The organism is Pseudoalteromonas sp. NFXS39, from assembly GCF_040148775.1.
Lineage (GTDB): Bacteria > Pseudomonadota > Gammaproteobacteria > Enterobacterales > Alteromonadaceae > Pseudoalteromonas > Pseudoalteromonas apostichopi.
On record NZ_JAGDEC010000002.1, the window covers coordinates 202416 to 224231 of the forward strand.

General features: G+C 41.9%; 24 protein-coding genes. 21 read left to right on the plus strand and 3 right to left on the minus strand.

What is annotated here, in order from left to right; all coding sequences use genetic code 11:
- Window positions 1–6: 6 nt before the first annotated feature.
- The 11 genes from J3455_RS04500 to J3455_RS04550 all read left to right on the plus strand — a co-directional run bounded on the left by J3455_RS04500 (window position 7) and on the right by J3455_RS04550 (window position 9670).
- Window positions 7–717, plus strand: a complete 711-nt coding sequence (locus J3455_RS04500) for an RNA polymerase sigma factor FliA (protein ID WP_054553325.1) — start codon at window positions 7–9, stop codon at window positions 715–717.
- 40 nt (window positions 718–757) lie between these two features.
- Entirely contained in the window at window positions 758–1141 is a 384-nt protein-coding gene (gene cheY / locus J3455_RS04505; protein WP_016708035.1) for a chemotaxis response regulator CheY, read from the plus strand.
- Between the two features lie 17 nt (window positions 1142–1158).
- On the plus strand, window positions 1159–1926 hold the full coding sequence (locus J3455_RS04510; RefSeq protein ID WP_130052060.1) for a protein phosphatase CheZ: 768 nt from the start codon (window positions 1159–1161) through the stop codon (window positions 1924–1926).
- 15 nt (window positions 1927–1941) lie between these two features.
- Window positions 1942–4239, plus strand: a complete 2298-nt coding sequence (locus J3455_RS04515) for a chemotaxis protein CheA (protein ID WP_130052059.1) — start codon at window positions 1942–1944, stop codon at window positions 4237–4239.
- 62 nt (window positions 4240–4301) lie between these two features.
- Entirely contained in the window at window positions 4302–5465 is a 1164-nt protein-coding gene (locus J3455_RS04520) for a protein-glutamate methylesterase/protein-glutamine glutaminase (RefSeq protein ID WP_178926721.1), read from the plus strand.
- A complete protein-coding gene (locus J3455_RS04525; protein WP_167657946.1) occupies window positions 5458–6222 on the plus strand; it encodes a flagellar motor protein in 765 nt (254 codons plus the stop codon). The genes J3455_RS04520 and J3455_RS04525 overlap by 8 nt, the downstream gene beginning before the upstream one ends.
- Window positions 6223–6228: 6 nt before the next feature.
- A complete protein-coding gene (locus J3455_RS04530) occupies window positions 6229–7188 on the plus strand; it encodes a flagellar motor protein MotB (protein ID WP_130052056.1) in 960 nt (319 codons plus the stop codon).
- A gap of 11 nt (window positions 7189–7199) precedes the next feature.
- Window positions 7200–7970 (plus strand): ParA family protein, encoded by a 771-nt coding sequence (locus tag J3455_RS04535; protein ID WP_130052055.1) that lies wholly within the window; start codon window positions 7200–7202, stop codon window positions 7968–7970.
- 2 nt (window positions 7971–7972) lie between these two features.
- Window positions 7973–8731, plus strand: coding sequence for a chemotaxis protein CheW (locus J3455_RS04540; RefSeq protein ID WP_239976955.1), 759 nt, complete (start codon window positions 7973–7975; stop codon window positions 8729–8731).
- A gap of 21 nt (window positions 8732–8752) precedes the next feature.
- Window positions 8753–9250: a chemotaxis protein CheW gene (locus J3455_RS04545; protein ID WP_054553251.1), complete on the plus strand. Its 498-nt coding sequence runs from the start codon at window positions 8753–8755 to the stop codon at window positions 9248–9250.
- Window positions 9251–9265: 15 nt separating this feature from the next.
- Window positions 9266–9670, plus strand: coding sequence for a DUF2802 domain-containing protein (locus tag J3455_RS04550; protein ID WP_130052053.1), 405 nt, complete (start codon window positions 9266–9268; stop codon window positions 9668–9670).
- Between the two features lie 28 nt (window positions 9671–9698).
- On the opposite strand, the gene J3455_RS04555 is transcribed toward J3455_RS04550, so the two are convergent.
- Together J3455_RS04555 and fliK are read right to left on the minus strand one after the other, a co-directional pair.
- Window positions 9699–10007 carry an EscU/YscU/HrcU family type III secretion system export apparatus switch protein gene (locus tag J3455_RS04555; protein WP_130052052.1) on the minus strand — a complete coding sequence of 103 codons (309 nt, stop codon included), beginning with the start codon at window positions 10005–10007 and terminating at the stop codon, window positions 9699–9701.
- A 5-nt stretch (window positions 10008–10012) separates the two neighbouring features.
- Window positions 10013–12640 carry a flagellar hook-length control protein FliK gene (gene fliK, locus J3455_RS04560; RefSeq protein ID WP_239976954.1) on the minus strand — a complete coding sequence of 876 codons (2628 nt, stop codon included), beginning with the start codon at window positions 12638–12640 and terminating at the stop codon, window positions 10013–10015.
- 102 nt (window positions 12641–12742) lie between these two features.
- Between fliK and ccmA the strand changes: the two genes are divergently transcribed.
- The 10 genes from ccmA to J3455_RS04610 are packed head-to-tail and all read left to right on the plus strand — an operon-like array spanning window position 12743 to window position 20458.
- On the plus strand, window positions 12743–13363 hold the full coding sequence (ccmA, locus tag J3455_RS04565; RefSeq protein WP_130052051.1) for a cytochrome c biogenesis heme-transporting ATPase CcmA: 621 nt from the start codon (window positions 12743–12745) through the stop codon (window positions 13361–13363).
- Window positions 13363–14049, plus strand: a complete 687-nt coding sequence (ccmB, locus tag J3455_RS04570) for a heme exporter protein CcmB (protein WP_054553246.1) — start codon at window positions 13363–13365, stop codon at window positions 14047–14049. The genes ccmA and ccmB overlap by 1 nt, the downstream gene beginning before the upstream one ends.
- A 1-nt stretch (window position 14050) precedes the next feature.
- Window positions 14051–14788: a heme ABC transporter permease gene (locus tag J3455_RS04575; RefSeq protein WP_130052050.1), complete on the plus strand. Its 738-nt coding sequence runs from the start codon at window positions 14051–14053 to the stop codon at window positions 14786–14788.
- A 2-nt stretch (window positions 14789–14790) separates the two neighbouring features.
- Entirely contained in the window at window positions 14791–14994 is a 204-nt protein-coding gene (gene ccmD / locus J3455_RS04580; RefSeq protein WP_167657948.1) for a heme exporter protein CcmD, read from the plus strand.
- A complete protein-coding gene (gene ccmE / locus J3455_RS04585) occupies window positions 14991–15470 on the plus strand; it encodes a cytochrome c maturation protein CcmE (protein WP_349561216.1) in 480 nt (159 codons plus the stop codon). The genes ccmD and ccmE overlap by 4 nt, the downstream gene beginning before the upstream one ends.
- A gap of 1 nt (window position 15471) precedes the next feature.
- Entirely contained in the window at window positions 15472–17427 is a 1956-nt protein-coding gene (locus J3455_RS04590) for a heme lyase CcmF/NrfE family subunit (RefSeq protein ID WP_178926723.1), read from the plus strand.
- Window positions 17424–17993, plus strand: coding sequence for a DsbE family thiol:disulfide interchange protein (locus tag J3455_RS04595; RefSeq protein ID WP_130052046.1), 570 nt, complete (start codon window positions 17424–17426; stop codon window positions 17991–17993). Before J3455_RS04590 ends, J3455_RS04595 begins: the two co-directional genes overlap by 4 nt.
- A complete protein-coding gene (locus tag J3455_RS04600) occupies window positions 17993–18454 on the plus strand; it encodes a cytochrome c-type biogenesis protein (RefSeq protein WP_130052045.1) in 462 nt (153 codons plus the stop codon). The genes J3455_RS04595 and J3455_RS04600 overlap by 1 nt, the downstream gene beginning before the upstream one ends.
- Window positions 18455–19717 (plus strand): c-type cytochrome biogenesis protein CcmI, encoded by a 1263-nt coding sequence (ccmI, locus tag J3455_RS04605; protein WP_130052044.1) that lies wholly within the window; start codon window positions 18455–18457, stop codon window positions 19715–19717. It abuts the gene before it with no gap.
- Window positions 19718–19726: 9 nt separating this feature from the next.
- Entirely contained in the window at window positions 19727–20458 is a 732-nt protein-coding gene (locus J3455_RS04610; RefSeq protein ID WP_130052043.1) for an MlaA family lipoprotein, read from the plus strand.
- Window positions 20459–20524: 66 nt separating this feature from the next.
- Here the strand turns inward: J3455_RS04610 and J3455_RS04615 are convergent, their stop codons facing one another.
- Window positions 20525–21748 carry an EAL and HDOD domain-containing protein gene (locus J3455_RS04615; protein ID WP_130052042.1) on the minus strand — a complete coding sequence of 408 codons (1224 nt, stop codon included), beginning with the start codon at window positions 21746–21748 and terminating at the stop codon, window positions 20525–20527.
- Between the last annotated feature and the right edge of the window lie 68 nt (window positions 21749–21816).

Genomic DNA, 21816 nt, shown 5'->3' on the forward strand with positions numbered 1-21816 from the left:
AAAGCGATGGGATATCAATCAGCACAAAATTTAAATGCGATTGTTGAAAAACATGCCTCTTTAGTGAAAAAAGTGGCGTGCCATCTAATTGCTCGTTTACCTGCCAGTGTGCAACTCGATGATTTAATTCAATCAGGCATGATAGGCCTGATTGAAGCGTCAAAAAACTTTGATGCTAGCAAAGGTGCTAGTTTTGAAACCTTCGCAGGTATTCGTATTCGTGGTGCTATGCTGGATGAAATTCGCCGAGGTGACTGGGCTCCACGTTCAGTTCACCGAAATGCCCGCCTAGTGGCAGAAACCATTGCCGAATTAGAGAGCACGTTAAATCGTGAACCAAAAGACACTGAAGTAGCTGAAAAACTTGATATTACACTGGATGAGTACCATCATATTCTACATGATGTAAATTCTAGTAAAGTATTAGGCATTGAAGACTTAGGCGTGGATGAAGATGTCATCACACCAGTAGGTCAGGATTTAGGACTAGACAAACCGTTTAATAACGTTAAAAATGAGCGGTTTAACCAGTCTCTATTAACGGCTATCCAATCGTTACCAGAAAGAGATGCTCTCGTTTTGTCTTTGTACTACAACGACGAAATGAACTTAAAAGAAATAGGACACATACTCGATGTTAGCGAGTCGCGTGTGAGTCAAATACATGGTCAGGCGATGATTAAGCTCAAAGCAAAAATCAATGACTGGATTAATTAGTAGTAAGTAAATAAAGGTTCAAACCTCACCGGAGGATGTTTTGGATAAAAACATGAAAATTCTTGTTGTTGATGATTTTTCTACAATGAGACGTATCATTAAAAATCTATTAAGGGATTTAGGTTTTACCAATGTGCAGGAAGCTGACGACGGTTCAACAGCATTGCCAATGCTACAAAATCAAGAATTTGATTTTGTTGTAACAGATTGGAACATGCCTGGTATGCAAGGTATTGATTTGTTACGCGCAATTCGTGCTGATGATAGCCTTAAGCATATTCCTGTGTTAATGGTGACAGCTGAAGCGAAAAAAGAACAAATTGTTGCTGCTGCTCAAGCAGGTGTTAATGGCTATATCGTTAAACCATTCACTGCTGCGACACTTAAAACCAAATTGGAAAAAGTGTTTGAACGTTTAGGTTAATCTAAGGGGAGAGGCTTATGTCAGCACTTGCTGCGCCTCAAATAAGTTTAGAGCAAGCTCGTCAACTTGTTGAGTATCTTGAAAATGGTGAACAAGAAAAAGCTGATAAGCTAATTCTTGATGCTGCGTCAAAAGAGCAATCAGAGTTGTTTGCTGAAGTCGGTAAATTGACGCGTCAACTTCATGAAGCGTTAAAAAACTTTGACCTAGATACTCGTCTCGCTGATTTAACTACCGACGCTATCCCAGATGCTAAGCAGCGCTTAAATTATGTTATGGAAATGACAGAGAGTGCCGCCAATAAAACTATGGATGCAGTTGAAGCAAGTTTACCGATAGCGCAACAACTTGCTGATGAAATTGCTGCAATTAAGCCTACTTGGGATCGTTTAATGAACCGAGAAATTGAACTCGGTGAATTTAAATCGTTATGTCATAGCCTAGATAAGTTCATGAATAACTCGCACACAAAAACCGATGAGCTTCAAGGCTTGATGACCAATGTGCTGATGGCGCAGGATTATCAAGATTTAACTGGACAAGTTATTCGTCGTGTCATTGAACTAGTGCGAGAAGTAGAAGACAGTTTAATTAATCTCTTAACTGTGTTTGGCAGTCAAGAAGATGGTCATCAACAACAAGAAAAACAGGCCATAGAAAAAGCACCTGCACCAAGTGACACACTAGCAGGTCCTGAAGGGCCGATTATTGATAAAGAGTCTCGCGATGATGTTGTTTCAGGACAAGATGAAGTCGATGATCTATTATCAAGTCTGGGCTTCTAAGAGGAGAGTAGCTGCATGAGCTTTGAAGTCGATGAAGATATATTACAGGATTTCCTTGTTGAAGCAGGAGAAATCTTAGAGCTATTGTCGGAGCAATTAGTTGAGCTTGAAAACAACCCAGAAGACAAAGATCTATTAAACGCCATTTTTAGGGGCTTCCACACTGTTAAAGGTGGTGCAGGTTTCTTAAGTATGACTGAACTTGTTGATGCTTGTCATGGCGCAGAGAATGTTTTCGATTTATTACGCCAAGGTGTACGCACTGTTACGCCTGAGCTAATGGACGTAATATTACAAGCCCTTGATACTATTAATGAAATGTTCGCCACGATTCAAAATCGCGAACAACCAGAGCCTGCAGATCCAGCCCTATTAGAAGTCCTTCATAAATTAAGTCAGCCGCCTACTGCAGAAGAGCTTGCAGGTGAAGATTTATCTGTAGCAGAGGACGTTGCAGTTGCACCTGAAGAACCAGCAGTTGAAGAGGTTGTTGTTGATACGCCTGAAGTCACAGCAGATACAGCAACAGACAACATCGATGAAGATGACCCATTTGCGTTCGATATGTTATTTGATGGCGGCGGTCTTGCTGATAGCAGCGCTGAGTCTCAAAATATTGACGAAATCACTGAAGATGAATTCGAAAGCCTGTTAGATGAGCTGCATGGAAAAGGCCAAGGACCAGCAGCATCTGCTCCTGAGTCAAATAGCAGTGACAGTGATGATATTACCGATGATGAATTTGATAGTTTATTAGATGAATTGCACGGTGTTGGTAATTTTGGGGAAGTAAAACAAGATAATACTGCCAAGCCTGAAGCTACAAGTTCTATTGAGCCAGCCTCTGCCACCCCTACTGCGGAGGCAGCAAGCAGCGATTCAGACGATGAAATTAGTGATGATGAGTTTGAGGCACTTCTTGACGAGTTACATGGCAAAGGCACAGCTCCTCAATCATTGGAAAGTTCAACCGCGGAAAAAGCACCTGAGCCACCAAAAGCTGAACCAGCAAAACCTGCTCAGCCTGCAGCCTCTAAACCGGCACCTGCACCTGCACCGAAACCTGCAGCTGCAGCTAGTAAACCTGCTCCAGCTCCTGCAAAAGCGCCAGCAGCTTCAGCGGCACCGAAAAAGGCTCCGCCTCCACAGGCAGAAACAACGGTTCGTGTTGATACCAAACGTCTTGACGAAATCATGAACATGGTTGGTGAGCTTGTATTGGTTCGTAACCGCTTGGTAAGTCTTGCGAATAACAGCAACAGTGAGTCAATGGGTAAAGCCATCTCGAACCTAGACGTGGTAACCGCGGACTTACAAGGTGCGGTAATGAAAACCCGGATGCAGCCAATTAAGAAAGTATTTGGTCGTTTCCCACGCGTAGTTCGTGACTTAGCTCGTAGCTTGAAAAAAGACATTAATCTGCAGCTAGTAGGTGAAGAAACCGATTTAGATAAAAACCTTGTTGAAGCACTTGCTGATCCATTGGTGCACTTAGTGCGTAACTCTGTAGACCATGGTATTGAAATGCCAGATGTGCGTGAAGCTGCAGGTAAACCGCGTACAGGTACAGTCACGCTCTCAGCATCACAAGAAGGTGATCATATTCTGCTTACCATTCGTGATGATGGTGCTGGTATGGATGCTGATAAGCTGAAAAAAATCGCAATCAGCAAGGGTGTAATTGATCATGATCAAGCAAGCCGTTTGTCGGATACAGAAGCATACAACCTAATATTTGCTCCTGGTTTCTCAACGAAAGAAGAGATCTCTGATATTTCAGGGCGCGGTGTCGGCATGGATGTGGTTAAAACTAAAATAACCCAGTTAAATGGTTCGGTTAACATCCAGTCGGAATTGGGCGTAGGTACTGCACTAGAAATTAAGGTGCCATTAACGCTTGCTATCTTACCAACTCTAATGGTTGTTGTAGGTGAGCAAACCTTTGCTCTACCACTTGCTGGCGTAAGCGAAATTTTCCACCTTGATTTAACTAAAACTAACGTAGTTGATGGCCAACTGACAATAATAGTTCGTCAAAAAGCGATTCCGCTTTTCTATTTACAACATTGGTTAGTAAAAGGTGCCAACCGCCAAGAGCGTAAAGCAGAAGGTCACGTGGTGATTGTACAAATAGGTACTAAACAAGTGGGCTTTGTTGTTGACTCATTAATTGGTCAAGAAGAGGTGGTTATCAAACCTTTAGATGCCTTATTACAAGGCACGCCAGGAATGGCAGGTGCGACAATTACTTCTGATGGTGGGATTGCATTGATCCTCGATGTACCTAGTATGCTTAAGCATTACGTTGGCTAATAATAAATAATAAAGTGCAGTGTTTAGCTGCACTTTAAATGATATAAAACAAGAGAGTGCCAATGGCAGTCAAAGTATTAGTTGTTGATGATTCAAGCTTTTTTCGCCGCAGAGTAAGCGAAATTTTAGAGCAAGACAGCAATATTCAGGTAATTGGTTTTGCCGTTAATGGTCGTGAGGCGGTAGATAAAACCCGTGAATTAAGACCTGATGTAATTACTATGGATGTTGAGATGCCAGTTCTTGATGGCATTAGTGCTGTGAAAGAAATAATGGCAGCAACACCGACTCCTATTTTAATGTTCTCATCACTCACCCGTGATGGTGCAACAGCAACCCTCGATGCACTTGATGCTGGTGCTTTAGATTTTTTACCGAAAAAATTCGAAGACATTGCACGTAATAATGAAGATGCAATCGCGCTTTTACAAAATAAAGTAAAAGAAATTGGTCGTCGTCGCCTCTCTCGTTTTTCGCGTCCGGCACCTATTTCGAGACCAACTCCGGCTCCTGCACCAAGGGGCAGTAGCGCTACAAGTACTAGCAGCGGTATTGTTCAGCCTGATCGCAGCTTTAGCCGTTCAGCTCCTGCTAGTTCGCCTGCGGAATCGTCATCGAGTACAAGTAAAATTCGAGCTTCGGGCAAGCAATATCAGTTGGTTGCTATTGGTACATCAACTGGTGGGCCGGTTGCGCTACAGACCATTTTAACTCAGCTGCCTGCTAACTTTCCGCATCCTATTTTGCTTATTCAACATATGCCAGCTGCGTTTACTCCTGCTTTTGCAGCACGCCTCAATGGTTTATGCAGAATCAATGTGAAAGAAGCGCAAAATGGTGACCGCTTAATGCCAGGTACAGCCTATTTAGCGCCAGGTGGTCAACAAATGTTGATTGAAGGGCGCAGCGGCTCTCGTACATTACGTGTGTTTGAAGATGATAGCCCACGTATTACTTATAAGCCAAGTGTTGATGTCACCTTTGCGAGTGCAGCAAAAACCTATGGCGGTGATGTTCTAGCCGTGGTGTTAACGGGTATGGGTGCTGATGGTCGTGATGGAGCGCGTATGCTTAAGCAAGTCGGTGCAACCATTTGGGCGCAAGATGAAAAAACCAGTGTAGTGTATGGTATGCCACAAGCCGTTGCGAATGCTGGTTTGGCTAGTGAAAGCTTAGCGCTCACAGATGTTGCAGCCCGCCTAACGCGTGAGACTGGCTGTGGATAAGCTGTCTTTTCTCGGCTTAATTATCGCAATTAGTGCTATTGCATTTGGTTATGCATTAGAAGGCGGCGTTGTCACAGCTTTGTTCAATGGACCTGCGCTGATTATTGTTCTTGGCGGTACGCTTGGGGCTGTTATGCTCCAGACCCCTGGTAGTGTTTTTGCAAAAACACTCAAAATTAGTCATTGGGTGTTCTTTCCGCCATATCATGATATTGATGCAGCTATCGAACAAGTAAAGCGCTGGTCGCACAAAGCACGCCAAGAAGGTTACTTAGCGCTTGAATCTGAGGCACTTACTCATACAGACCCATACGCGGCAAAAGGGTTGAGTCTACTCGTTGATGGTATCGATGAGCAAAAGCTTAGAGATACCCTTGAAATTGACTTAATGCTTGAACGAGAGCGCTTGTTAGAGGTTAGCCGAGTTTATGAAGCGATGGGGGGTTATAGTCCAACAATTGGTATTTTAGGTGCGGTACTTGGTTTGATTCAGGCAATGCAATTTATAACAGATCCTGAAAAATTGGGTGCGGGTGTCGCCACCGCTTTTATCGCTACCATCTACGGTGTAGGTTTAGCTAATTTATTATTCTTACCTATGGCCAATAAGTTAAAGCAGCAAATTGAACAAAAGATGCTGTATCATGAATTACTTGCTGAAGGCATTATTGCTATCTCGCAAGGTGAAAGCCCACTGAATATAGAACTAAAACTTGAGGCGTACCGTGTTGAGCGTCCAAGCTTAGTTGAAGAGTAATTTATTATGATGCGCCGTCGTCTGCGTCATAACACGTCAAAAAACCAACATACCGAGCGTTGGCTTGTTTCTTATGCCGATTACATGACTATCATGTTTGCTTTTTTTGTGGTCATGTATGCCATAGCAATTAATAAAAATGAAGACTTTCAAATTCTCTCCGATTCGCTTGAGCAGGTTTTCGAGAAATCAGCTCGTGAGCAACAGCAAGTTGGAACCGGAGTGAACGGCACCGGAATTTTAACAGACAGAGTCAGTCCAGAAAAAGACATCCTTTACGGTGAAAGTATCCGAAAGGATGAGCAAGGGCCTGAATTACTTGATGGGCAAAGTGAAACGAGTAATATTGATAAAAAGCATCTAGGCAAGCCCCTTGATAGTTTGCTAACTAAACTACAATCTGCACTCATTGATGAAATTCGTGATGGTGAAGCAAGTTTAGAGCTTCATCAAGACTGGCTTATTATTGAACTAAGCTCAGGTATGTTGTTTTCTTCGGGCAGTGCTGTTGCACAGCAACGTGCAAAGGAAGTTGTAGGTTTAGTTAGAGATATTATAGCGCCTGTTGATAACTATATCCGCGTGCGTGGTTATACTGATAACGAAGGTATTCGTAATGAAATGTTTCGCTCTAACTGGGAGTTATCGGTAGCCCGTGCAACATCAATACTTGTTGAACTTGAGAGTTTAGGTATTAATCCTGCTCGAATGGCTATTGAAGGTTATGGTGAATATTCACCTTTCGCTAGTAATGACACTGAGCAAGGTCGCGCGGAGAACCGTAAAGTGGTCGTAGCGTTATCGAAGTATGGTTTACCCCCCGAAGAGCCGCAAAGTACTGAACAAGAATCACAAAATCAACCGGAAAAGACGACAGAAATTGAGTTGCCAAGTGATGATAACAGCATTAAAGTGATTCAATTACCGCACGGTGGCATTAGGATTACCACGCGCAATGAACAATAATAAGGTGTGATGTGAAAGTTTGGACCGTAGCGAATCAAAAAGGTGGGGTAGGGAAAACAACAACAGCTGTTAGCCTTGCTGGCATTCTTGCTTTACAAGGAAAACGAGTGTTACTTATTGACACTGATCCGCACGCATCATTAACTTATTATTTTGGCATTGACTCTGAAGAGCTTGAAGTCAGCGTGTATGATATCTTTGCACGCGGCAATAGTATGGCCAGTGAAGAAGTTTTACAGGCTCTGTGCCCATCTACGCTAGAGAATCTTGACATTTTACCGGCGACAATGGCAATTGCTACGCTAGATAGAAGCATGGGCAATAAAAATGGTATGGGTCTGATACTTAAAAAAGCACTAGCTAAAATTAGTGACCATTACGATTATGCAATTATTGATTGCCCACCTGTTTTAGGTGTTTTAATGGTGAATGCACTTGCCGCGAGCGAACGGATATTAGTACCAGTACAAACAGAGTTTTTGGCCTTGAAAGGTCTTGACCGTATGATGCGTACGATGGAGCTGATGCAAACATCGCAAGCAAAACAGTACCAATATACGATTATTCCAACAATGTACGACAAACGTACTAAAGCATCACTTGAAGCTTATAAGACTCTGCAGGATAATTACAAAGATAAAGTATGGTCAGGCGTGGTGCCCGTCGATACAAAATTTCGAGATGCTAGTTTAGCACAACAGGTGCCGATTCAATTTTGCCCACGCTCACGTGGCGTGTTTGCATATCGCGCACTGCTTGATTACTTAATTGCACAGGGTTAAAGATGAGTAAGCATTTATTTGCCAATGAAAAAGTGATGACCCAATATTTGGGCGCTTTGTTGTGTGAAGATGAGCCTACTGAAGAAAATCTAGAGCCGGTTGCAAAGTTACTAGAGCAGGTTAAAGAGCCTGAAACTAAGACAGAAGAAAAGCTGACAGAGGTTCAGCCTACCCCAAAATATGCTTTACCGACCCCTGAACCGACTAAAGAGCTTGAGAAAACCGAGAACCAAGCTAATATCAAAGATATAGTTGCAGAACCTAAAGCTGAACTGGTTGCAAAAACTTCGTCTGATCGTCAAGAAGACTATTTTGATGGTGAGTTTCAGGCGTTGTTCTTTGAAGTGGCGGGTTTAACTCTTGCTGTACCTTTAAAAGCATTAGGGGGAATTCATCAGCTGGGAGAGGTTAATCAATTATTTGGCAAGCCTAAATGGTTTAAAGGTGTAATGCTTAACCGAGAAGAAAAGCTTAATGTTGTTGACACAGCACGCTGGGTAATGCCAGAAAAATATGATGAAAAATTAGAACAATCACTAAATTATCAGTATTTAATCACCTTAGGCGACAGTCAATGGGGATTATTGGCTGAAAAGCTCGTAAATAATATTACGCTTCGTAAAGAAGATGTAAAATGGCGAGCGAAATCAGGTAAGCGGCCTTGGCTTGCAGGTGTCATCAAAGAGAAAATGTGCGCCTTGATTGACGTTGAAAATTTAAATCAATTGCTAGAGCAGGGCTTAGACAGCCGTGAGCAGTAACTATTTTTACGGAGTAATAGCATGAGTGAAGAAAGACTACTGTCAGCAAATAAAAACGCTGATAGCAACGATGAAGTGTTACAGTGGGTAACCTTTAAACTTGAAGAAGAAACGTACGGCATTAATGTAATGCAAGTACAAGAAGTACTTCGCTATACAGAAATTGCTCCTGTGCCAGGTGCGCCTTCTTATGTGTTAGGTATCATCAACTTACGCGGTAATGTTGTTACTGTTATTGATACTCGTGCGCGTTTTGGTCTGATGGGCGCAGAGGTAACTGATAATTCACGTATCGTCATCATCGAAGCAGAAAAGCAAGTGATCGGTATTTTAGTCGACAGTGTTGCTGAAGTGGTTTACCTGCGTAGCTCTGAAATTGATAGTGCGCCAAATATTGGCACTGAAGAGAGTGCTAAGTTTATCCAAGGTGTATCAAACCGTGATGGTGAGTTATTGATCTTGGTTGATCTTAATAAATTATTAAATGACGATGAGTGGGACGAGCTAAGCGCACTATAAGCGTTTGGAAATTATATGCTGTTATACTCTTTGTTTGGTGCCTCAATCTTGCTTGTATTAGTGTGTTTGGGGCTTATTTTTGTCAATAACAATAAGCAAGCGGTGGCGATTCAAGCCAAGCAAAAACAGCTACAAGAAGCTCAGCAACAGTTGAGTATTTTGCGTAGCGAAGTGGCTGAAATGCGTGCCGGAATGCTTAGTATTGGCAAACGAGTTGTCGCTGTTGAAGAGAAAAGTAAAGAGCTTGAGCAGCTGCAAGATGCACAAAAATATGATGATCCGAATGCGAAAATTTATTCGCGAGCGGTAAAAATGGTTGAGCTAGGTGCTGATTTAGAAGAAATAATTCGTGAATGTGAATTACCCAGAGCCGAAGCAGAGCTGCTCATGTCACTTCATAAACAAAAAGGCGCCCAATGAGGCGCTTTTTTATTTGAGTTTTTGAACCCTAAGCTTGAATGTTGAGCTTACCCTGAAAATCTTGCCAACCCGGTGGAAATTTACCACGTAATACATATGAAAAAGCAATTAACTCAGCAATCACGTAGTAAAGCTCTTTTGGAATTTCTTCACCTAACTCAAGATGCGATAAGGTTTGTGCTAAGTCAGCATCTTGGTGTATCAAAATACCTTTTTGCTCAGCAAGTTTAACGATTTCTTCAGCCAATTCACCAAAGCCTTTACTGGTTACTCGTGGTGAGCTGCCTGCTTCATATAGTAGGCCAATTGCTGATTTATGCACCGATTGTTCACTCATAAATATTACACCTTAATATTAATAATCGCATGCGATTTATAAAAAGCTTGGTGGCTTGATGTACCTTGCTGCAAGTTTAGCTCGCCTACATTTAAGCCATGGCCAGCTAATTTATGACGCAGTGTTTCTAAGTGCGGATGAGCAAGTGCGGTTACTTCTTGTGAAGAAGCGAGTAACTGACAATCAACTGCTTTATCCATCACCTCTGCGGTAATTTGTAACTTGCCAAGCTGGGCATAATCAAAGTTCAACCGCACAAACCAGACATTCTTAGCTTCGAGTTTATTTTTACTTGGCTTTTTATACTGCCCTAAGCTGATTTCTGTTTGCCCAGTATCAGGAGGTAACTTCATCGGCAAGAAAAACTGCGCCAAAGCACTGTTATCTTGTTGCTGATTGATGGGCGTTGTTTGCACCTGAGCCAAAGTGTTTTTTAGTTGTGAAGCTTCAGCTGCCATAGCTTGCATCGCAGGCTGCTGAAGCTGTTCTAGTAACTTACTGCCGTTAACGGCTTTAAAGTTGGGCACTAACACTTGCAGTAAGGCATCAAGACCTGTCTGATTATTAAAACTAAGGTTGGTTGGTGCTTGGTTAATAATTGGTGCGGCAAGTGTAGCCACTGCTAATTGTTCTAACCCTTGGCTAAAGCTTGCTTGCTGAGTTTGGCTAGGCAGCGCTGTTGGCCTGAGGATACTTAAAAGTTCTCGTTCAATCGTTGTAGGGTGCATGTTTTGACTCGAGATCATGCGATTAAATGCTTGATTAACGAGTCGATTTAAATCTACTGAAGATGATGTATTTTGTTCACTAAGTGCTACAAGTTTTTCTGTTAATTGCACCGGTAGAGGTATGCTTGCTATAGGCTTGCTTTCAGGAAGCGGTAATAGTTTCGAAATCAGTGCCGCTTCAATCGGTCTTATCGGCAATAATGGCTGACTCAAGTTCGGTTCTTTCAAAGCTAAAAAAGGGGCGTGTAATTGAGTTTGCTGCTGAGCAACTTTTTGTAACCCTGCGGTTTGCTCACTAAGTGCTCGAGTCGCTGAGTTTAATGTCGCTTGTTTAGTTTGTATAACCTGCTCACTGCTATTTTTAACTACTGAATTTGCAAGATTACTTTTAACTTGAGCAAGCTGTTCAGGTACAGGCTTACCAGAACTCAGTGTATTAACAGCTTTGTTGTCTGTAGGCGCTGTTTGCAAAGTATTATCTGTGCTCAGCAAAGAAGGTTGTGTTTTGCTACTGTTTGTTGATGATTGACTCGCCTGAGTTTGTGCATTAACAAGCGGCTCTAAACTGACTTTTATTCGCTGCAATAGTTGTATTAAAGGTGCCGCCTTGTTATAGCTTACGGGTAAACTAACTTGCTTTGCAGACTGACTTTCGGTTAATGATTCTGTCTGTTTAGACGTAGGTAATGGCGTATTAGCTGTAACTGGCCCACTGGCTTTTTGCGCTACTTGGAACGCAGCGTGTTGTGGCGCGGTTTGTTGAACAGCGGCAAACTTTATTATATTGATTTTATTAGCATTAAAGCCTAGCTGGCTAATCATGTTTTTGCTTTCAATCAGCTGATGCGTTGACTGGTTAACAGCAGCTTTTGTGGTAGCAGGGAGTTTTTCAAAATAGCGCACTGCATCACTAATACGCGTTTTTAAATCAGCAAAACTGTCTTTTAGCCAAGAGCTAATTGGTGAATTTGAGCTGCTCGATGGTGCTAACAACGTATTCTTAGGTTCAACAGCTTGGCTTTTTAATGCTTGGTTAAATGTTTCAGACAGCGAATTCTTTAACAGTATTTGTTGCACAGGTGCTTTATTTATCAGTTCAACAGTATTTTTAACTTGCTGGGGGATTAGTTTTAATGCATGCGGGTGAAATTGCCACTGGGCTTGAATCTGTTTGGCTTGCTTTGGCGACATTCTTGAAAGAGGTAGAATTAATTCGTTTTGTTGTTTGTTAGCAACACTCAGTTGCACTTGCTGCCCAGCTAGTTTTAAGTTCATTTCAGGGGTTAGCTTAGCCACCAACTCGGCTACTTTTTGTTGGTTAACACTTTGTTGATGCAATGAATCGCCAAAGCGATTAATAATATTTAAGTTAAAGCTGTTTTGTTGATTGGTAGCAGGCAGCAAAATGGCTTTAAGTGGTGCTTCAGCTTTTAAAAGAGCAACGAGGCTATTGTTAAGAGTAAACTCTGTTTTTAATGTTGGTAGTTGTAGTAAAGGTTTGCTTGGCGCAATTTGAGCTGGGTGTGGCAGATTTGTATTTGCACTCCCTTGCGTTAGCAAGTTCAGTAGTGCTTGTAACTGCTGGCTTTTGCCAAGTGTAATCGTCAGCGGTGATGGTGTGATAGTCAGCTGTTTACCATCACTACTTAATTGAATGTTGGCCGCTAAAAAGCGCTCAGTTTTGAGATTCTCTTGCTCTGTTGATAAGCGTAAAGTTTGCCATGAGTTATTGATTAGCACGTCCATTTGCACGCTGTGCTTACCAATCACAATATTACGGGCAGTTAGGCTCTGCTCAGCCAGCATTTTTAAGGCATCATTTGGTGAGTGTTCTGATGCACTGCTTATTGCTTTTGGGTCTAGATTAAGCTGAGTACTGAGAGTCAACTGGCTTTGTTTATTCATTATTTTAGATCAAATATAAGTTAATCGTTTTAAAGCAATATTCGTATTACCCTATCATTATGGTAGACTAACGCCTAATTTTGGGTATAGAGAATCGTCATCTTGTTACACATTAAGGCCGTCACCTGCATCAAGCAAGATCGTTGTTTGTTTGCGGATCTTAATTTCAGCTTGAAATCGGGGCAAATTATGCAGTTAGCTGGTCCGAATGGGGCTGGTAAAACATCATTATTGCGCATTATCGCGGGTTTCGCTATGCCAGATGAAGGCGATGTATTTTACCAAGAGCGTTCGATTACAAAATACTATGATGAATATGCACAAGAGCTAATGTTCATCGGCCATAAAACCGGTGTAAATACGCAACTCACTGCCCTTGAGAATGTTGCATTTTGGCTAAAAATTAATGGTTATGATTGCAAGCAAGACTTATATCCGATCCTAGCAAAAATAGGTTTAGTTGGCCTTGAAGATGTGCCTGTTCGCATGTTGTCAGCAGGACAGCAGCGCCGTGTAGCCTTAGTAAGGTTGTGGTTAAATAGTGCCAAGCTATGGATCCTTGATGAGCCATTTACGGCTCTTGATAAAAGCGGTGTAGCATTTTTGCAAGAACGCTTTGTTGAGCATTTAAATGCTGGCGGCGCAATTCTTTTAACCACCCACCAAGATTTAACGACACAATTTAGTGACCTAAAAACAGTGACTTTGGAGTATCGCCACTGATGGTAAAGCAGCATTCGTATTGGCAATTATTCTCTGCGGTTTTTTCTAAAGATCTGAAATTAGCGTTTCGTCAGCGTGCTGAAATCGTTAACCCCATCTTGTTTTTTCTTATTGTTATTACACTTTTTCCGTTAGCAATTGGCCCTGAGCCTGGACTGCTAGCTCGCATGGCTCCGGGTATTATTTGGGTTGCAGCGTTACTATCGACAATGTTAGGCCTAGATAAACTATTTCGTGATGATTATCACGACGGAACATTAGAGCAATTAATTGCCTCTTCGTATCCATTACCGTTGACAGTGCTTGCAAAAGTTGCGGCTCATTGGGTTATTACGGGGCTGCCTTTAGTGTTAATGACACCGGTATTTGCTTTGTTATTGAATTTAGAAAGTTCAGCGCTTTTAGCAACTGTTCTCACGTTATTGTTGGGGACACCATTGCTTAGCTTCATTGGCGCAATTGGCGCTGGACTTACTGTGGGACTGCAAAAAGGCGGCATTCTGATGAGTTTGCTTGTTTTGCCTTTGTATATCCCTGTACTAATCTTTGCAACCTCTGCTATTGATACCAGCTCTATGGAGCTTGCCTATAGCGGACAGCTTGCAATTCTTGGTGCCATGCTAATCGTAGCGATTATAGCGGCGCCAATTGCCATATCGTCAGCATTGAAAGTGAGTGTAAGTTAATATGTGGAAGTGGTTACATCCCTACGCAAAAGCAGATCGTGCTTACCAATTGTGTAACACCTTACTGCCTTATTTCGCCGTCGTTACGGTGGTCTGTATGATTGTTGGATGGGTCTGGGGGCTTGCTTATGCTCCAGCCGATTACCAACAAAAAGATAGCTACCGAATTATTTTTATCCATGTGCCTTCAGCAATTTTATCAATGGGCGCTTATTCTTCTATGGCGATTGCAGCAGTGATCGCACTAGTATGGCAATTACGTAATGCTGAACTTGCTGTAATTGCAATTGCACCAGTTGGGGCATGTGTGACAGCGATAGCACTAATTACCGGCGCAGCATGGGGTAAGCCTATGTGGGGCGCATGGTGGGTGTGGGATGCGCGTCTTACCTCTGAGCTCATTCTGTTATTTTTATACTTGGGTGTGTTATCGCTTTATCATGCTTTTGAAGATAAAAAAGCAGCGGGTCGTGCCGCCTGTATTTTAGCGATTGTTGGAGTTATCAACTTACCGATTATTCACTTCTCGGTAGAGTGGTGGAATACCTTGCACCAAGGTGCAACCATTACAAAGTTTGATACTAAAGCCATTGATCCAAGCATGTTTTGGCCATTAATGGTGAACATAGTTGCGTTTGCAGGTTTTGTTGGGGTTGTGACTTTAATCCGCCTTAAAAACGAAATTTTACAACGTGAAAAGCACCGCCCTTGGGTGCGTGATATGCTTAAGCGAGGTTAATCATGCAGTTTGATTCTTTTTCAGATTTTATTGCCATGGGTGGCTATGGCTTTTATGTGTGGTTGTCTTTTGGCAGCTGTGCATTGATTTTACTCGGTATTTTATTTAGTTCGTTAAACGATACAAAGCGTATTTTCTCTTCAGTTAGGCAGCAAGCACAACGTGAAGAGCGCATTAAGAAAGCGAAGCAAGAGGCAGGGCAATGAATCCAAGACGTAAAAAACGTTTATTAGCTGTTGTAGCCATTATTTTTGGTGTGGGTGCAACCATTGGTTTAGTGCTTTATGCACTGCAAGAAAACATCAATCTATTCTATACCCCAAGTGAACTTGTTGAGGGTAAAGGACCAAATAAAGAAAAACCGCACATCGGTCAGAAGCTACGTATAGGTGGCATGGTTGTTCCAAGCTCAGTTGTTCGAGATGAATCAAGCTTAAAGGTAAGCTTTAAGTTAATAGATAAAGGCCCTATGGTGACCATTAATTATCAAGGGATTTTGCCAGACTTATTTCGTGAAGGCCAAGGGATTGTGGCGCAGGGCGTGTTAGTAAAAGCGAATGAAATTGATGCCTTTGAAGTTCTTGCAAAGCATGATGAAGAGTATATGCCAGCAGAAGTTGCAGAAGCAGTGAAAGGTATTAAACACGAAAAACCGACGTATAACTTAGAGAACGGTAATTAATATGATCCCAGAACTCGGTTATTTTTCTTTAACACTGGCTATGGTGCTCAGTGTTTTACTGTGTATTTTTCCTTTGTGGGGGGCGCATACCGGCAATTTACGTTTAATGCGCGCAGCTCCATCATTAGCAATTGGGCAGTTCGTATTTGTACTTTTATCATTTGCAGCACTTATTTATGCCAGTTTAACCGACGACTTTACCGTATCGTACGTTGCTTATCACTCAAGTAGCACCTTACCTTGGTACTACAAAATCACTTCGACATGGGGTGGTCATGAAGGAGCAATTTTACTTTGGTTAGTGATGCAAGCAGGTTGGACAGCCGTTGTTGCTATGCGCTCGCAATCATTGCCTTGGGTTTTACGTGCCCGAGTGCTTGGTGTGTTAGGCTTTTTAGGTGTCGGCTTTATGCTGTATACCTTGTTAATGTCGAGCCCATTTGAACGTCTATTGCCGTATTTCCCAGTTGAAGGTCGCGATTTAAATCCATTACTGCAAGACCCAGGTATGATTATTCACCCGCCATTGCTTTATATGGGTTACGTAGGTCTATCAGTGTCTTTCTCATTCGCAATCGCTGCGCTACTTACTGGTAAACTCGATAATACTTGGGCCAAGTGGTCTCGTCCTTGGACTATGGCTGCATGGGGGTTTTTAACTTTAGGTATTACCATCGGTAGTTGGTGGGCATACTCAGAACTAGGCTGGGGCGGCTGGTGGTTCTGGGATCCCGTTGAAAACGCTTCTTTAATGCCATGGCTTGTGGCAACAGCGCTATTACACTCACTCTCAACCACAGAAAAACGTGGTGTATTTAAGTCATGGACAGTGTTACTGGCTATTGCGGCATTCTCTCTAAGCTTACTGGGTACTTTTATTGTTCGATCGGGCATTATTGTATCTGTGCATGCCTTTGCGTCAGATCCTAATCGCGGTATGTTCATTTTAGCTTTCTTAGCCATTGTTGTGGGTGGCGGTTTATCGCTGTATGCACTGCGTGTTTCACAGGTGAAAAGTGAGGGCCGTTATAAGTTTGCCTCACGTGAAGTTGCCCTTTGGTTAAACAATATATTTTTAGTTGTGGCAACGCTGATTGTACTTCTAGGTACTTTACTGCCAATGATCCACAAAGAGCTTGGCTTAGGCAGTATTTCGATTGGTGAGCCTTTCTTCAACAAGATGTTTGCTATTCTACTAGTGCCATTTGCCATTTTAATGGGTATGGGTCCACTGTTACGTTGGAAACAAAACAAATGGTCAATGCTGCAGAATAAACTTGTTCTGTCGGCAGCAGTAAGTTTAGTTGCAACGGCGGCATGGTTGTATTCAAGCTACGACGTGATTGCGCCAATTACTTTTATTGCAACAGCATTAGCGGTATGGATTTTTGTTACCACTCTTGTTGATTTAGCTGCAAAAGTGACTATTCATAGCTCTCTAGGCGAAGGCTTTAAACGACTAGGGCTAAGTTACTGGGCGATGGTTTTAGGTCACATTGGTTTAGCATTCGTGATTGCAGGTGTAACGTTAACTTCTGCTTACTCAGTTGAGCGTGATGTATCAATGAAGCCTGGCGAAACCGTGGCTTTAAATGAATACCAGTACCGATTTGACGGTGTTAAAACAATTCGTGGCGCAAACTATAGTGGTCATGCAGGTGTCGTCACTGTACTGAAAAACGATAAAAAAGTGACCGTTTTACATGCTGAAAAGCGTCGTTATGACATTGGTATGCAATTTATGACAGAAGCGGCTGTTGATGCCGGTTTTACACGAGACTTATACCTAGCACTGGGTGAGCAATTAAGCCAAGGTGCTTGGTCGTTACGTATTTATCATAAACCTTATGTTCGTTGGATGTGGCTCGGTGGTATCTTGATTTCACTGGCAGGCTTTTTAGTGCTTGGTGATAAACGCTATCGCCAGAAGTCGACTAAGCAGGAGGCTTTAGTATGAATCGCAAACTCATCGCACTAGCACCTTTATTGGTGTTCGTTTTACTGTGTGTGTTTTTATATCAAGGTTTGTTTGCTAATCCTCGTGAGTTACAAACAGGGCGTATTGGGCAGGCTATGCCTACTTTTAACTTGCCAGATTTGATGGATGAGTCAAAGCGTTGGACTGACGCCGATTTAAAAGGTGAAGTTTACCTACTTAATGTATGGGGTACTTGGTGTCCGACTTGTTTAGCTGAGTTAGGTTACTTGACTGAGCTTAGAGAGCAGGGCGTTAAGATAGTTGGTTTATACTATGAACAAGGCTATGACCCTGATTTCGATGGTCAGTTTGATATTAACGCACTACGTGAAGACGTAACTAGCATGCTTAATCGTGCCGGCGACCCGTATCAATTTAATATCTTAGATTTAAAGCGCACTTTAGCTCTTGATTTAGGGGTTTCTGGTGCGCCAGAAACCTTCTTAGTCGATAAGCAAGGCACTATTTTGCTGCACCATACAGGTGATATTAATCCGCGTGTATGGCGTGCTAAATTCGCACCGTTAATGCAGGAGTTACAGTAATGAGACTCGTGATCTTTTTAGTAAGTTTGTTTATCACGTTTACAGCATTTGCAGAGCAAGACAAGTATCAATTTGATGATAAAGAACAAGCCGTTCGCTTTAGTGAGCTAACCAAAGAGCTGCGCTGTCCAAAATGTCAAAACCAAAATATAGCTGACTCAGACGCGGTTGTAGCCAAAGACTTACGCGATAAGGTGTTAGCGCTGGTAAAAGATGGCAAAAGCAAAGATGAAGTCATTGATTACATGATTGACCGTTATGGTTACTTCGTACACTACGATCCACCAGTCACACCAGCAACCTTGGTATTGTGGGTATTGCCTGTATTGATTGTGGTTCTTGGCTTTGGCTTTATTGTTTTACGCCAACGCAAGGCATCAGTGAAACAAACATGGACAGAGCAAGACGAAGCATTACTTGCAAAATTAATTGAACAAAATCAACGTCAGGAGCAAAGCTAGATGGCATTAATGTGGGCTTCTTTTGTTTTACTCACACTGATTGCATTGCTATTTGTTGTCGTACCGTTTTTTAAACGTGAGCGTATTCAACGTCTTGATCACAATGCAAACTCGGAGTTAATCCGAATTTATCATCAACGTTTAGATGAACTTAAAACTGAGCTCGATAACCAACGTATTGATGCACAAATGCACGATGAGTCAGTTATCGAACAAAAACGTCGTTTACTCAATGAGTTGTCGCCTGAAAAAGCGTTGAACAGTAAAGGTAATAACCGTATTTTTGCCCTTACTGGCGCAGGCTTTTTGATTGTTTTAACAGCTATCTTTTATGGTTATACCGGTAGTCAGCAGCAAATTAAAGGCTGGCATGACGCGATGGCTAATCTTAAGTCATACGGTGAGCGTGCCGTTATGCAAGAAGGTGAGCCTTTAACACCGAATGAGCTACAAGCTTTTGCTTTAGCACTGCGTACTAAGCTTGATCAAAGTGGTGACGATGAAGTGGCGTGGATGCTACTAGGTCGTGTTGCTATGTCATTAAATGAATTTGATATGGCAATGCAGTCATTTGATAAAGTGCTTAAAATGAATCCTGATAACAAACAAGTGCTGATCAGCTACTCGCAAGTTTTGCTAATGGAAGGCAGTGATGCGAATATGTCTCGAGCAGCGACTATGTTATCAAGAGTGCTAAAAGCAGAGCCAACTAATATTGATGCAATCTCATTATTAGCATTGATTGCTTATGAGCGTAAAGATTGGCTTCAAGCTAAAACAGCATTTGAAGTATTGCTTGCAAGTATGCAGCAAAGCGACCCGCGTTATAGCATGATTGCAGAGCGTATTGCCGAAATCGATGCCCATTTAAGTAATGATCAGCAAGTCAAAAAGACTGAATTAGCAGAGGCTACAAGCAGTGAAATTAGCATCACAGTTGATTTAGACCCTGCACTTGCCGATTCACAGCCGCAAAACGGTACATTGTTTATTTTTGCTAAAGCGGCAAGTGGCCCGCAAATGCCATTGGCTGTAGTTAAAATGACAGAGTATAGTTTTCCGTTAACAGTGATGTTAAGTGATACTAATGCGATGGTTGAAGGTCTGAATCTATCTAGTGTCGATAAAATTATTTTAACTGCGCGTTTATCAAAAGATGCAACTGTGGTAACTTCAAGCGGCGAGTTGGAAGGCAAGTCGGATGTCTTAGAGCGTGCAAACGTTAAAGAATATTCACTGCTAATTAATGAGTTAATACCGTAAGGATAGCCGATGTTTAGGCACAGTATATTTTTTATCTTTTTTTTAGTACTTGCAGGATGCGCACAGATACCTGAAGAAAAAGTGGATGAGCGAGACCCATTACAGTCGTTTAACCGTCCTATGTATGATTTTAATATGGACGTGCTTGATGCCTATATTCTTCGTCCAGCAGCCGTTGGTTATGTTACAGTGACACCAACCCCTGTTAGACGCAGTATTGTTAATTTTACTGATAACATTACAGCGCCGACAGATATGGTCAATGCTGGTCTGCAGGGTAAACCAGGTAATATGGGTATTAGTTTAGCGCGCTTTCTAGTGAACTCTACGGTAGGTCTACTTGGCTTATTTGATGTAGCCTCATCGCTTGGTTTAGAAATTGTCGATGAAGATTTTGGTCAAACCCTAGGTGTATGGGGAGTCGGTGATGGTGCTTATTTAATGATCCCAGGTATGGGGCCAAGTACAGCACGAAATCTAACTGGTGATGTGGTAGATAACTTCGTTCTACCTGAAATTACCCTAACCACACCACAGACTATTCTGGTATTTGCGCTAAAAGCCGTTGAAGCACGTGCCTCGTTGATGCCGCAAGAGAGCTTATTAAATGAGTCGTTAGACCCTTACATTTTTATGAAGGATATCTACTTCCAGCGTCAATTATATGAGCTACATGATGGTAATCCACCAGTAGAAAAAGAACCCGATGATTTTGATGAAGATTTCCTAGAAAATCTCTAACCTAAAAAATCAAACCAATAAAAATGCCAGCAATTGCTGGCATTTTTATGTTTATAAAGGGGGGAGTTAATCTCCAAATACACCCATTTGTTCATTAGACCAGCTTAATGCATCGTGGTAAGCATCAGGTACTTCTTCGGGTTTAAGACCGAGTTCTTCTTGAATATCCTTTGCTTTATCCCACTCAGCTTGTTCATAAAATTTTACTAAGCGTAAATAAGTCGCTAGTAATCCTTCACCATGAAGCAAAGCACCTTTGATTTCATTTGTAAGAGGAAGTTTACCCATTACGCTTGGCATATCTTCATCGAGGATAGCGTCCATTAACGACATCATACCGGTTAAAAATGCCATACCCGTATCACGTAACTTGCCATGGCTTATTGCTAATAACTCAGCAAAACGGGCGCGGGTTAGTGATAAACGTATCAGCTCTGCAGGTTTATCTGCCGCAACTTGTGCAGCAAATAAAAGTGATAAGAAACGTTTGATTTCTTCACTGCCTAAAACAATCAGCGCTTGTTTTATCGTGCTAATTTCAGCTCTGCGTTTGAAAGCTGCTGAGTTTGAATAGCGTAACAACTTGTAAGATAAGTTAACGTCTCGTTCAAATACCTCGGTGATTTTTCTGAGATTTAAATCAATACTTGAGGTTTCGTATAAAAGCTCGGCAAGAGCCATCTCAGAAGGTGGTAAAGTTTTACTTTGCACCATTTCAGGCTTTGAAAAGAAAAAGCCTTGAAAATAGCTAAACCCCATGTCCAAAGCAAGTTGGTATTTTTCGTATGTTTCAACTTTCTCGGCGAGTAACTTGATGTGCGGGTGAGGTTTGATTGCCTCAACGACGGATTCAATAGACTCTTTATCACAGGTTAAAAAGTCAATTTTGATAATATCGATATACGGATAAAAATGGCGCCAAACAGGTTGGTGTATGTAATCATCAAGGGCAAGCGTATATCCGCGCTCTTTTAAATCTTGAACCATTGCTAGTAAACGTTTACCCGGTTGAATCGTTTCAAGAATTTCGACAACTACTTGCTCTTTACCCAGTAAAAGTGGGTAGCCTTTTTGGAGTGTCTCTAAAGTGAAATTAATGTAGGCTGGTTTGTTATCCGTTAAATCTTCTAAACCAAAATTGAACTGACTACCTTCAATGAGTCGAGATGTCGCTTCATCACCGTCAATATCAGGAAAAACGTTATCTACGCCATCCCTAAACAAGAGTTCGTAGCCGACAAGTTTCTTTTCCTTATCTAAAATAGGTTGGCGTGCAGCGTAAAAATACATAGTCCTAGCAAGTCCACTTCGGTTAATTCATTTATCCATGAGCAATATAAGTCATCGTGCCTAAAATA